The organism is Streptomyces rubradiris (genome assembly GCF_016860525.1).
In the GTDB taxonomy this organism is placed as follows: domain Bacteria; phylum Actinomycetota; class Actinomycetes; order Streptomycetales; family Streptomycetaceae; genus Streptomyces; species Streptomyces rubradiris.
In genome coordinates this window covers 5,134,954-5,148,758 of the sequence record NZ_BNEA01000015.1, presented here as the reverse complement: position 1 = coordinate 5,148,758, position 13,805 = coordinate 5,134,954, and the positions used below count along the sequence as shown (strand labels likewise).

The following is a 13,805-nucleotide window of genomic DNA, read 5'->3' as shown; positions in this document are numbered from 1 at the left end:
GGAATCGGGCACGATTCTTGCGAAACCGGCGCCGGTACCCCAGGATCTACCGGGTGCACGACGAACTCGTAGATCATCTGACGCGGTCCACGCCCCTGAGCCGGGGCGAGGCGCTGCGCGTGGTCCAGGACGTGCTCGCCTACTTCGACGAGACGACCCAGGAGTACGTCCGTCGCCGCCACCGCGAGCTCCAGGCCCAGGGCCTGGTGAACGCGGAGATCTTCCAGCGGATCGAGGCGGACCTGAAATACCGGGCGGTGGCGCCGCCGGAGCTGACGCTCAGGCAGCTGCGCCGCATGGTCTACGGCTGAGACCGGCCGTACACAGGCCCCGTTCAGCCCGCCCCTCCAGCCCGGACCAGCGACAGCCAAGGGATACCTCTATATATGTGCGGAATTGTCGGTTACATCGGGAAGCGTGATGTCGCCCCCCTCCTCCTGGAGGGCCTCCAGCGCCTGGAGTACCGCGGCTACGACTCCGCGGGCATCGTCGTCACCTCCCCGAAGGCGCCCGGTCTGAAGATGGTCAAGGCCAAGGGCCGGGTGCGCGACCTGGAGGCCAGGGTCCCGGCGCGCTTCAAGGGCACCACCGGCATCGCCCACACCCGCTGGGCCACCCACGGCGCCCCCTCCGACGTGAACGCCCACCCGCACATGTCGGCCGACCAGAAGGTCGCCGTCGTCCACAACGGCATCATCGACAACGCCGCCGACCTGCGCCGCAAGCTGGAGGCCGACGGCGTCGAGTTCCTCTCCGAGACCGACACCGAGGTCCTCACCCACCTCATCGCCCGCTCGCAGGCCGAGAAGCTGGAGGACAAGGTCCGCCAGGCGGTCCGGCTGGTCGAGGGCACCTACGGCATCGCCGTCCTGCACGCCGACTTCCCGGACCGGATCGTGGTGGCCCGCAACGGCTCCCCGGTCGTCCTCGGCATCGGCGAGAAGGAGATGTTCGTCGCCTCCGACATCGCCGCGCTGGTCACCCACACCCGCCAGATAGTGACCCTCGACGACGGCGAGATGGCCACCCTCAAGGCCGACGACTTCCGCACCTACACCACGGAGGGCACGCGCACCACCGCCGAGCCCACCACGGTGGAGTGGGAGGCCGAGTCGTACGACATGGGCGGCCATGACACCTACATGCACAAGGAGATCTTCGAGCAGGCCGACGCCGTGGACCGGGTGCTGCGCGGCCGGATCGACGACCGGTTCTCCACCGTGCACCTCGGCGGCCTCAACCTGGACGCCCGCGAGGCCCGGCGGATCCGCCGGGTGAAGATCCTCGGCTGCGGCACCTCCTACCACGCGGGCATGATCGGCGCCCAGATGATCGAGGAGCTGGCCCGCATCCCCGCCGACGCCGAGCCGGCCTCCGAGTTCCGCTACCGCAACGCGGTCGTGGACCCCGACACCCTGTACATCGCCGTCTCCCAGTCCGGCGAGACCTACGACGTCCTGGCCGCCGTGCAGGAGCTGAAGCGCAAGGGCGCGCGGGTCCTCGGCGTGGTCAACGTCGTCGGTTCGGCGATCGCCCGCGAGGCCGACGGCGGCGTCTACGTCCACGCCGGCCCCGAGGTCTGCGTCGTCTCCACCAAGTGCTTCACCAACACCACGGTGGCCTTCGCCCTGCTGGCGCTGCACCTGGGCCGCACCCGCGACCTGTCGGTGCGCGACGGCAAGCGGATCATCGAGGGCCTGCGCAGGCTGCCCGGGCAGATCTCCGAGATCCTGAAGCAGGAGGAGGAGATCAAGCGGCTGGCGGAGAAGTACGCCGACGCCCGCTCGATGCTCTTCATCGGCCGGGTCCGGGGCTACCCGGTGGCCCGCGAGGCGTCCCTGAAGCTCAAGGAGGTCTCCTACATCCACGCCGAGGCCTACCCCGCCTCCGAGCTGAAGCACGGCCCGCTGGCCCTCATAGAGCCGGCCCTGCCCACGGTCGCGATCGTCCCCGACGACGACCTGCTGGAGAAGAACCGCGCGGCCCTGGAGGAGATCAAGGCCCGCGAGGGCAAGATCCTGGCGGTGGCCCACCAGCACCAGGAGAAGGCGGACCAGACCATCATCGTCCCGAAGAACGAGGACGAGCTGGACCCGATCCTGATGGGCATCCCCCTCCAGCTCCTCGCCTACCACACGGCGAAGGCGCTCGGCCGGGACATCGACAAGCCGAGGAACCTCGCCAAGTCGGTCACCGTCGAGTAGGCGCTGCCACAGAACGGACCCCCGCGTGTGCCACCGGTCACGCGGGGGTCCTTCTCATGCCGCTCGACTTCAACCGGTGGCCGTCACCCCCCGGCCCGCGGCACGCCGGGACACCGCCGTCGGCCAGTGCGCGAGCGCCGCCGTCGCCGCGTACCAGGCCACCGCGCCCGAGGCGACGGCCACCCAGCCGCCGGCCCGGGCGAGCACGGAACTGCCGGCGAAGGCCGCGACGGCCAGCACCAGCATGGACAGGAACAGCAGCCCGTACAGCAGCCGGCCGAGGGTGTCGCGGCCGGTGAGGGTCAGGGTGAGGGCGACCAGGGCGAACAGCAGCAGGAAGAGCCCGGCGGCGTTGGCCGGCCCGCGGTCCGACACGGCCCAGGCGAACCACAGGGCGCCGAGCGTGACATACCCCGCGCCGGAGGCGGCGGCGCCGTCGTGCAGGGCCAGCAGGCCGACGAGGAAGAGGGTGACCCCGCCGACGTAGTGGGCCACGGTCACGGTGTCGGAGGCGCCCACGCCGTGGATGACGCCGGTCGTGCCGAGCCCGAACGCCAGGAGGGTGAGGGCGAGGGCCAGCCGGCCGGCCACGGCGGTGGTCACGTTCCCCGCGGAGACGTCGTTGTCCACGGCGGGCTCCCTTCGTGCAGGTGCGGTGGTGCGGTGCCCGGTATATGCCCTCCACCAGGGCCGGAACACCTGCTACGCGCGAGTAGTCCGCGTGTGCGCAAAGGGAGTTGAGGGGGCGTGGGACGCCCTAGGGGATGACGATCACGGGCCGTCGCGCCCGCTTGGCGAGCCGCCCGGCGACGGAGCCGAAGATCCGCCCGACGATGCCGTGCGTGGAGCCGACCACGATCGCGTCGGCCTCGTACTCCCGCCCGACCTCTTCGAGTTCGTGGCAGATGTCGCCGCCCCGCTCGACCAGGATCCACGGCACCTCGGCCAGATAGTCCGCACAGGCCAGTTCGAGCCCGAGGACCTCGGTGCGGTGGTCCGGCACGTCGACGAAGACGGGCGGTTCGCAGCCGGCCCACACGGTGGTGGGCAACCGGTTGGCGACATGGACGATGATCAGGCCCGAGCGGGAACGGTGGGCCATGCCGATCGCGTAGGCGAGGGCGCGCTCACTGGAGGTGGAGCCGTCGAAGCCGACGACGACTCCGTGCCGGAAGGCGGGGTCGCAGGAAGGACGTGTCTCTTCCGCCGCCAGGGGATCGGCCGCCGTGGGGTCGGCGACCGGCCGCTTGCGGTCCGCGGGTTCGAAGAATTCGTGACCGGCCATGGCTGTCTCGGCGTTGTGATCCTTTATGGGAAGGGACGACAGTGTGCGGCGGAGCTGTGTCCGGGAAACGTCTTCCCAAGCCCATACCCCCAAGGGTACGGCGGCACTCCTCCCGAGCCCAGATACCGCGCACGCTCCGTAAGCGGTCCCCCGGCGTCCGCAGGGGTTCACCGGAGCATGCACGAGCCGCGCCCGTAACGCAATGGTTGCTGCCACGTACAGGCGGTTTGCACACCGTTCACAGATGTACGGTCGGTGACCGGCCGGTCGAACGCGCGTTGTACCGGGGTGAGCCACCGCCACAGGGAGTACGAGATGCCCGGTCCCCGATCCAGCAGCGACCCCCGCCCCGCGCCGGACGCCGTCGGCGAGCTGATCCGGTGGGCAGCCTTCAGCTGCGTGCTCGTACCGGTCGTCCTGCTCTGGTACGGCACCTCACTGGCCGGCACCGCCGGCACCGCACTGGGTCTCACCGCCGTCACGGCCGTCTGCAGGCTGCTGCTGCGCCGGTCGGAGCGGTGTGCGGCGCGTTGCGCCGCGCAAAGAGGCGGACGTCACACCCGGGGTCAGACACCGGTCGACTGACCTGTTTTCGCGCCTCCGAGCGCTGCTTTTCAGCCAACTTCTGGATATCGACCAAGAGGGCTCCGACCCACCCTCCAATCCCCGTTCCACCTGCAAGGAAAGGGTCCGCGGGCCGTCGTGCACCCTACGCGGATTGGCCACGACGACAAGGCGCACTTCCCTGCACGCCCCGTGAGTGCAACGCTTCGTGATCGAATGCTTCACGCCAAGTTGTCATGTCGACAATGTCCGGCGTGTCGAACTGGCCACCGCATGATCGCGGGAGCCAGTAAATTCGATCTTGATCGTCTTTACGGCGGGGGACTCGTGCAGGACCGAGGGGAAACGTGCAGGAGCGACACAACCGAGGAGCCGCGACCACCGAGGGGGGCTTAGCAGTATGAGCCACGACTCCACTGCCGCGCAGGATGCCGCAGCCCGGAAACTGTCCGGGCGACGCCGTAAGGAAATCGTCGCGGTGCTGCTGTTCAGCGGCGGCCCCATCTTCGAGAGTTCCATTCCGCTTTCGGTGTTCGGCATCGACCGCCAGGACGCCGGCGTGCCGCGCTACCGGCTGCTGGTGTGCGCGGGCGAGGAAGGCCCGCTGCGGACCACAGGGGGCCTGGAACTCACCGCACCGCATGGGCTGGAGGCGATCTCCCGCGCCGGGACGGTCGTCGTGCCGGCCTGGCGGTCGATCACCTCGCCGCCGCCGGAGGAGGCGCTCGACGCGCTGCGCCGGGCGCACGAGGAGGGCGCCCGCATCGTCGGGCTGTGCACCGGGGCCTTCGTGCTCGCGGCGGCCGGCCTGCTGGACGGCCGCCCGGCGACCACCCACTGGATGTACGCGCCGACGCTGGCCAAGCGCTATCCGTCGGTGCACGTCGACCCGCGGGAGCTGTTCGTCGACGACGGCGACGTGCTGACGTCGGCGGGCACCGCGGCCGGGATCGACCTCTGCCTCCACATCGTGCGGACCGACCACGGCAACGAGGCGGCCGGCGCGCTCGCCCGGCGCCTGGTCGTCCCGCCGCGCCGGTCGGGAGGCCAGGAGCGCTACCTCGACCGGTCTTTACCCGAGGAGATCGGCGCCGACCCGCTCGCCGAGGTCGTCGCCTGGGCGCTGGAACACCTCCACGAGCAGTTCGACGTGGAGACACTGGCGGCACGCGCCTACATGAGCCGCCGCACGTTCGACCGCCGGTTCCGCTCGCTCACCGGGAGCGCGCCGCTGCAGTGGCTGATCACGCAGCGGGTGCTCCAGGCGCAGCGGCTGCTGGAGACGTCGGACTACTCGGTGGACGAGGTGGCGGGCCGCTGCGGCTTCCGCTCCCCGGTGGCCCTGCGCGGCCACTTCCGCCGCCAGCTCGGCTCCTCCCCCGCCGCCTACCGGGCCGCCTACCGGGCCCGCAGGCCGCAGGGCGAGAAGCCGGGCGAGCCGGAGCCGGCGGTGCCGGTGACCGGCCCGCAGGGCGCCCCCGCGGGGCTGCCCGGCCCGGGACCGGTGAGCGGCACCGCCCCCGCGCTGCTCCACGAGCACCGCGAAGGCGGAGTACCGCTCCAGGCGCGCCGCGCCCCGGCCGGCGCGGTGGGCCTGCTCCCGGGCCCGCGCAGCGGTAACTGAGCACGACGGAGGGGGCGGACGCGTCCGCCCCCTCCGTCGTGCCCGAGGGACGCGGGGAACCGCGCGACGAGCCAGGACGCGCCCGCACCCGGACGACGAACCCCCTTCGGCCCGTCCTGCGGAGCACGGGGGCACGTAAAAAGCTCAGGTGCGCTTTAGGGTGGTCGCATGAACGATCGCATGGTGTGGATCGACTGCGAGATGACCGGCCTCTCGCTGTCCGACGACGCGCTCATCGAGGTGGCCGCCCTCGTCACCGACTCCGAGCTGAACGTACTCGGCGAGGGGGTGGACATCGTCATCCGTCCGCCGGCCCGCGCGCTGGAGACGATGCCGGAGGTGGTGCGTCAGATGCACACCGCGTCCGGGCTGCTCGCCGAGCTGGAGCGGGGCACGACCCTGAAGGACGCCGAGGAGCAGGTCCTGGCGTACGTGCGCGAGCACGTGAAGGAGCCCGGCAAGGCCCCGCTGTGCGGGAACTCCGTGGGCACCGACCGCGGCTTTTTGCTGCGGGACATGCCGACCCTGGAGGACTACCTCCACTACCGGATCGTCGACGTCTCCTCGGTCAAGGAGCTCGCCCGCCGCTGGTACCCGCGGGCGTACTTCAACAGCCCGGAGAAGAACGGCAACCACCGGGCCCTCGCCGACATCCGCGAGTCGATCGCCGAGCTGCGCTACTACCGGGAGGCCATCTTCGTGCCCCAGCCCGGCCCGGACTCCGACACCGCCCGGCAGATCGCCGCCCGGCACGTCGTACCCGCGCCGTAGCCGCCCCGGGCCCGCCCGCGCGAAAACGTGTGCGCGAGCACCCCTGAAGACCCTGTAGACTTCTTCTCGGCCGGTCGGGGAAACGACAAGTTCCACCACCGGTCGTGGTGGGTGTAGCTCAGCTGGTAGAGCACCTGGTTGTGGTCCAGGATGTCGCGGGTTCGAGTCCCGTCACTCACCCTGGGTGATCAGCCGGTGACTCCGTCGGAAGACGGAGTCACCGGCTGATTCGTTTTCCCACCCGCGTTTTCCGGCCCGCTCCCCCACCGGCCGGGACTCGTGCGGACCCGGCCGGTGAGCCGCGTCACGACGACGCCCGCTCCACCAGCTGCACCGGCAGCACCGCCCGGCGGGGGGCCGCCGCCCGCGCCGGACCCGGGCCCCGGCCGGCGATCTCCGTGAGGAGCAGGTCGATCATCGCGCGGCCCATCTCCTCGATGGGCTGCCGGACGCTGGTGAGCGGCGGGTCCATGTGGCGGGCGATGGCCGAGTCGTCGTAGCCGACCAGTGCCACGTCCTCCGGGATGCGCCGGCCCGCCTCGCGCAGCACCTGGCGGGCGCCCGCCGCCATCACGTCCGAGCCCGCGAAGACCGCGTCCAGGCCGGGCCGGCGGGACAGCAGGGTGGCCATCGCGCGCCGGCCGCCCTCCTCGCTGAAGTCCCCCGGTTCGATGAGGAGTTCGTCCACCGGGCGGCCGGCGTCGGCGAGGGCGTCGCGGTAGCCGTCGGCGCGGCGCTGGGCGCCGTAGACGTCCAGCGCGCCGGTGATGTGCGCGATCCGGTGCCGGCCCCGGGACAGCAGGTGTTCCACGGCCGCGCGGGCGCCCGCGTAGTTGTCGGAGTCCACCGAGGTGAGCGACTCGGCCGCCGAGCGCGGGCCGCTGATCACGGCCGGGATCTCCAGCTCGGCCAGCAGATCGGGCAGCGGGTCGTCGGCGTGCACGCCCACCAGCAGGACGCCGTCCACCCGGTGGGCGGCCAGGTACTGGGCCAGCCGCTGCCGCTCCCGGTCGCTGCCCGCGAAGGTCAGCAGCAACTGCATCTCGGTGTCGGACAGTCCCGCGCCGACCCCGCGCAGCATGTCGGAGAAGTAGGGCTCGGCGAAGAACCGGGTCTCCGGCTCGGGGACGACCAGCGCGATGGCGTCGGTGCGGTTGGCCGCGAGGGCGCGGGCCGCGGTGTTGGGGACGTAGCCCAGCTCGGCGACGGCCGCCTCTACGGCGGCACGGGTGGCGTCGCTGACCCGGGGTGAGCCGTTGATCACCCGGGAGACCGTGCCCCGCCCGACCCCGGCCCGGGCGGCGACCTCCTCCAGGGTCGGCCGCCGGCCGCCCCGGCCCCTCACACCGTTGCCTGCCATGGTCGCCGCCTTCCGTTCACCGCCGTCAGGCCAGGAATGTAACAGCGTGACGGCGGCGCCTTCGATTCCGCGGGCGGGGACGGGCCGTCAGGCGGGCAGGGCGTTGTTCCGGATCACCTCGGCGTACCAGCGGGCGCTGGCCTTGGGGATGCGGCGCTGGGTGGGGTAGTCGACGTAGACGGCGCCGAACCGCTTCGAATAGCCGTAGGACCACTCGAAGTTGTCCAGCAGGGACCACAGGAAGTAGCCCCGCACGTCGGCGCCGTCGGCGATGGCGCGGCGGACGGCGTCCAGGTGGGAGCGGAGGTAGGCGATCCGCTGCGGGTCCTCGACGCGGCCCTCCGGGGAGACATAGTCGTCGAAGGCGGCGCCGTTCTCGGTGACCATCAGCGGCAGCCCGGGGTGCCGGGCCGACATCTCGGTCAGCAGGGTGTGCAGGCCGCTGGCGTCGATGGCCCAGTTCATGGCGGTCAGGTCGTCGTTGGCGAGGTGGAAGGCGACCTGCTCGGAGCCGGTCCACGGGGAGTGGTCGCTCGCGCCGTGGCCGTCGTTGCGGGTGCTCGCGGCGCCGTCGGCGGGCAGCGAGACCACGGTCGGCGCGTAGTAGTTGACGCCGAGCACGTCGAGCGGACGGGAGATCTCCGCGAGGTCCCCGGCGCGCACCAGCTCGTCCCAGTCGACCAGGTGCGCGGTGTCGCGCAGCAGGTCCTCGGGGTAGGCGCCGTCCAGCAGGGGGCCGGTGAAGATCCGGTTGCCGACGGCGTCGATGCGGCGGGCGGCCTCGGCGTCCTCGGGGCTGCCGGTGAGCGGGCGCACCTGGTGCAGGTTCAGGGTGATGGAGACCTGCGCCGAGGAGGGCAGGGCCGTGCGCAGGACGCCGACGGCCTCGCCGTGGGCCAGGTTCAGGTGGTGGGCGGCGCGCAGGGTGGCGGCCGGGTCGGTCCGGCCCGGGGCGTGCACGCCGGAGCCGTAGCCGAGGAACGCCGAGCACCAGGGCTCGTTGAGGGTGGTCCACATCCCGACCCGGTCGCCCAGGGCGCGGGCGGCGAGGGCGGCGTAGTCGGCGAACCGGTGGGCGGTGTCGCGGTGCGGCCAGCCGCCCGCGTCCTCCAGCTCCTGCGGCAGGTCCCAGTGGTAGAGGGTGGCGACCGGGGTGATGCCCGCCTCCAGGAGGGCGTCGGTCAGCCGGCGGTAGAAGTCCAGGCCGCGCTCGACGGCGGGGCCCCGGCCGGTGGGCTGGACCCGGGGCCAGGAGATGGAGAACCGGTAGGCCTTGAGCCCGAGGTCCTTCATCAGGGCCACGTCGTCGCGGTACCGGTGGTAGTGGTCGGCGGCGATGTCACCGGTGTCGCCGTTGCGGACCTTGCCGGGGGTGTGGCTGAAGGTGTCCCAGATGGAGGGGGTGCGGCCGTCCTCGGTGGCGGCGCCCTCCACCTGGTAGGCGGCGGTGGCGGCGCCCCAGACGAAGCCGGTCGGGAAGGAGGTGTCCGAGGCCGGCTCGGCGATGGTCTCGGGTCGTACGGCGGTCATGGTGAGAGCGCTCCCAAAACGAAGAGGAATGGATGACGGACGGCGCGGCCCGGCCGTGCGGGAGCCGGTCGCGGGTGGGGCGGGACGGCCCGGGCCCCCGCCTCGGTGCGTGACGGGCGTCGCGGCCGGTGGGCGGTGGAGAGGGACAAGTGCCGTGCCCGTTCGGTACCCGGTGCGGGCCCGAAAGGCGCGGCCGTGGCCGGGCGGTGGGCGTCCCGTTCGAATACGGCCCCGGCGGGGCCGGGTGGTGTCCGGTCCGGTACGGCCCGCTGCGGGGCGGATGAGGAGGCGGGCGGTACCGGACCGGGCACGAGGGGTGGGCCGGCGCGCGCGGCGGGCCGGCGGTGGGACACGGGCCGGTCCGGCGGGGCGGGCCCCGCGGCCGGGGTTCAGCCCTTGACCGCGCCCGCCATGATCCCCCCGACGATCTGCTTGCCGAAGATCACGAAGACCAGCAGCAGCGGCAGGGTACTGATCAGCGCGCCGGCCATGACGATGCTCTGGTCGGGCGTGTAGGAGGCGCTGAGCTGGCCGAGCGCCACCTGGATGGTCGGGTTCTGCTGGTTCAGCGCGAGGAAGGGCCAGAAGAAGTCGTTCCAGGCCTGCACGAAGGTGAGCATGCCCAGCACCATCATCGCGGGCCGGGCCACGGGCAGTACCACGCTCCACACGATGCGGAAGTTGCTCGCCCCGTCCACCTTGGCCGCCTCGATCAGCTCGTACGGCAGCGCCTCGACGAGGTACTGGCGCATGAAGAAGACGCCGAACGCGCCGACCAGGGTCGGGAAGATCACCGACTCGAGCTTTCCGCCCCACCCGATGTCCGACATCATCATGAACAGCGGAACGACGCTGAGCTGGGGCGGGATGGTCAGGGTGGCGATGACCGCGGTCATCAGCACGTTCCGGCCGCGGAAGCGCATCTTGGCGAAGGCGTAACCGGCGAGGGTGCAGAAGAACAGGGTGGCGACGGTGATGCTGCCGGCCACGATCACGCTGTTGACGATGGCCTTGCCCAGGTTCGCCTGCTCCCAGGCCGCCTGGAGGTTGCTCCCGAGCCTGCCGCCCGGCACCAGCGGCGGCGGGCTGTCCAGGACCCGCTGCTGGTCGTGCGAGGCGGCCACCAGCGTCCAGTACAGCGGGAAGATCGAGCCGAGCCCGACGACGATCAGGGCGGCGTAGGTGAACGGGCCGCCCCGCAACTGCTGGCCGGCGCCCAGGCGGAGACGGCCCGGGGTCTTGCCGGAGGCGGTGTAGGACGGTGCCTGGAGGAGGTCCGGCGCCGAGGTCTTGGTGGGACTGGTCGTGGTCATCGATGTCGCTCCCGTCAGGCCGCGTTCTTGCGCACGAACCGGCCGACGATCCAGTTGATCAGGGCGATCAGCAGCAGCAGGACGAGCATGGCCCAGGCCACGGCCGCCGCCGGTCCCAGATGACCCAGCTTCCAGCCGTAGTTGAACAGGTAGATGCTGAGCGTCTCGTACTGGTGCTCGCTGCCGCCGATCGAGCCGAGGGTGCCGCCCTGGAGCAGCAGCGGCTCACCGAACAACTGCATCGAGCCGATGGTCGAGATGACGATGGTGAACAGGATCGTCGGCCGCAGCGAGGGGATGGTCACCTTGCGGAACTGCTGCCAGCGCGACGCCCCGTCGATGGCGGCGGCCTCGTACAGATCGGTGGGGACCGCCTGCATCGCGGCCAGGTAGATGAGGGCGTTGTAGCCGGTCCACCGCCAGATCACGATGACCGAGATGGCGATCTTGGACGTCCAGGTGCCCTCGCCCCAGTCGACGTCGCCGACGCCGAAGAAGTGCAGCACCCAGTTGAGGATGCCGCCGTCGGCGCGGAAGACCAGCGCGAAGACCAGGGCGGCCGTGGCGACCGAGGTGGCGTACGGGGTGAGGATGACGGTTCGCCAGAAGGTGCTGGCGCGCAGCTTGTAGTTGAGCAGGTGGGCGAGGCCCAGGGCCACCAGCAGCTGCGGCACGGTGGAGATGACACCGATGACGAAGGTGTTGAAGACGGCCGTCCAGAACTCGGCGTCCTGGAGGATTCTGGAGAAGTTGTCGAAGCCCACCCACTCGGACTGGTCGAGGCCCGTCATCTCCACCCGGTGCAGGGCGATCCAGCCGGTGTAGAGGAGCGGATAGAGCCCGAAGGCACCGAAGATCAGGAAGAAGGGGGCGATGTAGGCGTACGGCGACGCCTTGTCGTCGAAGCGCCACAGCCGGCTGCGCCATGTGCCGCGTCCGTTCGACGCGGCACCGGAGCCGCCGGACGGCGGGGTGTAGGCACCCCGTGCGGGGGTTGTCGTTGCCACGGAGGGAGTCCTTCCCTGAAGGTTTCGGCCGGTGGGGCGTACGGCGCGGTCCGGACCGGGACCGGTCCGCCGCTCCCCGCGCGGATCGGTACGGTGGCGGACGACCCGTGCCGCGGCCTGACGTGCGTAGGGGGCGGAACCCGGCCGTCGGCCGCCGGTCCCCGCCGGTGACGCCGCGGCGGCGCCCTGACCGGGCACCGCTCCGCGTCGTCGGGCACTCACCCGCCCTGGGCCCGGCTCCGGTCGCCGTCCCTCCCGCCGCCGGCACGAGGGACGGGCCTGGCGGGAGTTCGGCGACGGCGTCCGGCTCCCCGTGCCGCGCACCGGTCTGCGCTGTCCGGCGGCGGGGGCGGGGGCCCGTACGGGCGGGGTGCGGGCGGCTCACGCGCCGCCCGCACCCCGGCCGGTCAGCCGAGCGCCTTGTCGAGCGTCTCGGTCGCGGCCTCCCAGGCGTCGTCGGGGTCGGTGCCCCGCTTCTCCATGTTGTTGATCTGGTTGGAGATGGTGTCCTTGATGACGCCGTCCTTCGGGCCGAGCACCGCCTCGGGGATGGTCTTGGCCTCCTCGGCGAAGATCTGGCCGATGGGGGCGTCACTGAAGTACGGGAGCTTGCCGTTCTTCACGTCGGGCAGGTCGTAGGCCTTCTGGTTGGACGGGAAGATACCGGCGGCCTTGAACACCGCGGCCTGCTGCTCGGGCGCGGTCAGCCACTTGACCAGCTCCTGGGCCTCCTTGACGTGCTTGCCGCTCTTGGGAACGGTCAGGAAGGAGCCGCCCCAGTTGGCCGCCGTGGAGCCGGGCGCGCGGGAGATGTCCCACTTGCCCTTGTAGGCGTCGCCGGAGTTGGTGGAGATCTGGGCGGCCATCCAGGCCGGGCAGGCCACGGTGGCCACGCTGCCCTTGCGCAGCGCCGCGGTCCAGGCGTCGGTGAACTGCGGCAGGCCCTGGGTGAGCTTCTTCTCGGCGGCCTGCGCCGCCAGGTTCCAGCCCTGCTTGACGGACGGGCTGTCCTTGTAGACCGCCTCGCCCTCGGCGTTGTAGTACTGCTGGGACGAGGAGGAGACGACCGCGTTGTACATCGCGGAGGCGGAGTCCATGAAGTACGTGCCGGAGGGCGCCTTCTTCTGGTACTGCTCGCCGAGCTTGAGGTAGTCCTCCCAGCCGCCGGCGACGGCCTTGGCGACGGCCTCGCGGTCGGTGGGCAGGCCCGCCTTCTCGAAGAGGTCCTTGCGGTAGCACAGGGACATCGGGCCGATGTCGGTACCGGCGCCGATCACCGTGCCGTCCTTGGCGGTGGCCTGCTTCGCCTTCCAGGACACCCAGTCGCCGACGTTGATCGTCTTGCCGAGGTCGGTGAACTTGTCCGCCTGGGTGTCCACGACCTCCTTGATGCGCGCGACCTCGATACCGACGACGTCCGCCAGGCCGCTGCCCGTGTTCAGCTGCTGAAGGAGCTTCGGGTAGTAGTCCTGCTCGTTGGCGGTCGTCTCTTCCTTGACCGTGATGTTCGGGTGCAGCTCGTGGTACTTGGCGAACAGGTTGGCTTCCTTGTAGCCGAACTGCCCGTAGTCGGCCACCGTGAGGGTGATGTTGCCGTCCGCGTCCGTGCTGCCCGAGTCGCCGTCGTCGCTGCTGCAACCGGTCAGCAGCAGGGCTGAGGCGGTCAGGGCCGTCGTGGCCACGATCGCCGCTCTGCGGCCGTGGCCACCGCCGGTACGGGTGATGCGCATTCCACTACTCCTTGTTCCAGTGGGGAACGGGACCTCAGGATTCGGACCGCCGGGCCGGGCGGTCCGGACCTGCCCTCTCGGATCGAGCAGCGGCTAGCCAACAGCACACGGTGTGCGATGGAAACGTGCTGGTCAACGGTGTGCCATGCAAGGTAGAGGGGAAGGCCATGGGTGGTTTCGGCCACACGGAAGAGAGCCCCGGTCACCCCGTGGGACCGCTCCCACGCGGCATGCCGGAAGACTCGTCCGTGCCGGGGCCGGGTGTCAAGACTTGAAGACGGCGTTGTTGCGCAAGCGTGTTCCGTACGTCACGGGAACGTGTCGCCCCGCTCACCTCGGTCTGCCTGGGGCCGCCCGGCATCGGCCCAGGTCACCGGCGGTTCGGCCGCTCCCCGCTGCCATCTGCCCGCAGCCCGG

At 71.3% G+C, this 13,805-nt stretch carries 12 protein-coding genes and 1 tRNA gene; 6 read left to right on the top strand and 7 right to left on the bottom strand.

The genetic code is table 11. The features are described 5' to 3' along the window. The first annotated feature begins 53 nt into the window (after positions 1 to 53). Positions 54 to 311: a hypothetical protein gene (locus tag Srubr_RS36150; protein WP_189995723.1), complete on the top strand. Its 258-nt coding sequence runs from the start codon at positions 54 to 56 to the stop codon at positions 309 to 311. Positions 312 to 386: 75 nt separating this feature from the next. Further along, the gene (gene glmS, locus Srubr_RS36145) at positions 387 to 2,204 is read left to right on the top strand and encodes a glutamine--fructose-6-phosphate transaminase (isomerizing) (protein ID WP_189995725.1); all 1,818 of its coding nucleotides are present in this window, start codon (positions 387 to 389) and stop codon (positions 2,202 to 2,204) included. Between the two features lie 69 nt (positions 2,205 to 2,273). On the opposite strand, the gene Srubr_RS36140 is transcribed toward glmS, so the two are convergent. After that, positions 2,274 to 2,834: a GPR1/FUN34/YaaH family transporter gene (locus Srubr_RS36140; protein WP_189995728.1), complete on the bottom strand. Its 561-nt coding sequence runs from the start codon at positions 2,832 to 2,834 to the stop codon at positions 2,274 to 2,276. 127 nt (positions 2,835 to 2,961) lie between these two features. Next, the gene (locus Srubr_RS36135; RefSeq protein WP_189995730.1) at positions 2,962 to 3,489 is read right to left on the bottom strand and encodes a universal stress protein; all 528 of its coding nucleotides are present in this window, start codon (positions 3,487 to 3,489) and stop codon (positions 2,962 to 2,964) included. A 315-nt stretch (positions 3,490 to 3,804) separates the two neighbouring features. Here Srubr_RS36135 and Srubr_RS36130 point away from each other — a divergent pair, with 315 nt between their 5' ends. The 4 genes from Srubr_RS36130 to Srubr_RS36115 all read left to right on the top strand — a co-directional run bounded on the left by Srubr_RS36130 (position 3,805) and on the right by Srubr_RS36115 (position 6,628). Then, positions 3,805 to 4,074 (top strand): hypothetical protein, encoded by a 270-nt coding sequence (locus Srubr_RS36130; RefSeq protein ID WP_189995732.1) that lies wholly within the window; start codon positions 3,805 to 3,807, stop codon positions 4,072 to 4,074. Positions 4,075 to 4,453: 379 nt separating this feature from the next. Further along, complete coding sequence (locus Srubr_RS36125) at positions 4,454 to 5,677, top strand: helix-turn-helix domain-containing protein (protein ID WP_189995734.1); 1,224 nt, start codon at positions 4,454 to 4,456, stop codon at positions 5,675 to 5,677. 168 nt (positions 5,678 to 5,845) lie between these two features. Further along, entirely contained in the window at positions 5,846 to 6,448 is a 603-nt protein-coding gene (orn, locus tag Srubr_RS36120; protein ID WP_189995743.1) for an oligoribonuclease, read from the top strand. 107 nt (positions 6,449 to 6,555) lie between these two features. Beyond that, positions 6,556 to 6,628: transfer RNA gene (locus Srubr_RS36115), tRNA-His, on the top strand. 124 nt (positions 6,629 to 6,752) lie between these two features. On the opposite strand, the gene Srubr_RS36110 is transcribed toward Srubr_RS36115, so the two are convergent. From Srubr_RS36110 to Srubr_RS36090, 5 genes are all read right to left on the bottom strand, one after another. Further along, entirely contained in the window at positions 6,753 to 7,808 is a 1,056-nt protein-coding gene (locus tag Srubr_RS36110; RefSeq protein ID WP_189995745.1) for a LacI family DNA-binding transcriptional regulator, read from the bottom strand. A gap of 87 nt (positions 7,809 to 7,895) precedes the next feature. Further along, positions 7,896 to 9,338 carry a GH1 family beta-glucosidase gene (locus tag Srubr_RS36105; protein WP_189995747.1) on the bottom strand — a complete coding sequence of 481 codons (1,443 nt, stop codon included), beginning with the start codon at positions 9,336 to 9,338 and terminating at the stop codon, positions 7,896 to 7,898. Positions 9,339 to 9,727: 389 nt separating this feature from the next. Next, complete coding sequence (locus Srubr_RS36100; protein WP_189995749.1) at positions 9,728 to 10,651, bottom strand: carbohydrate ABC transporter permease; 924 nt, start codon at positions 10,649 to 10,651, stop codon at positions 9,728 to 9,730. Positions 10,652 to 10,665: 14 nt separating this feature from the next. Further along, the gene (locus tag Srubr_RS36095) at positions 10,666 to 11,658 is read right to left on the bottom strand and encodes a carbohydrate ABC transporter permease (protein WP_189995751.1); all 993 of its coding nucleotides are present in this window, start codon (positions 11,656 to 11,658) and stop codon (positions 10,666 to 10,668) included. Between the two features lie 407 nt (positions 11,659 to 12,065). Continuing rightward, a complete protein-coding gene (locus Srubr_RS36090) occupies positions 12,066 to 13,388 on the bottom strand; it encodes an ABC transporter substrate-binding protein (RefSeq protein WP_189995753.1) in 1,323 nt (440 codons plus the stop codon). Positions 13,389 to 13,805: the final 417 nt, after the last annotated feature.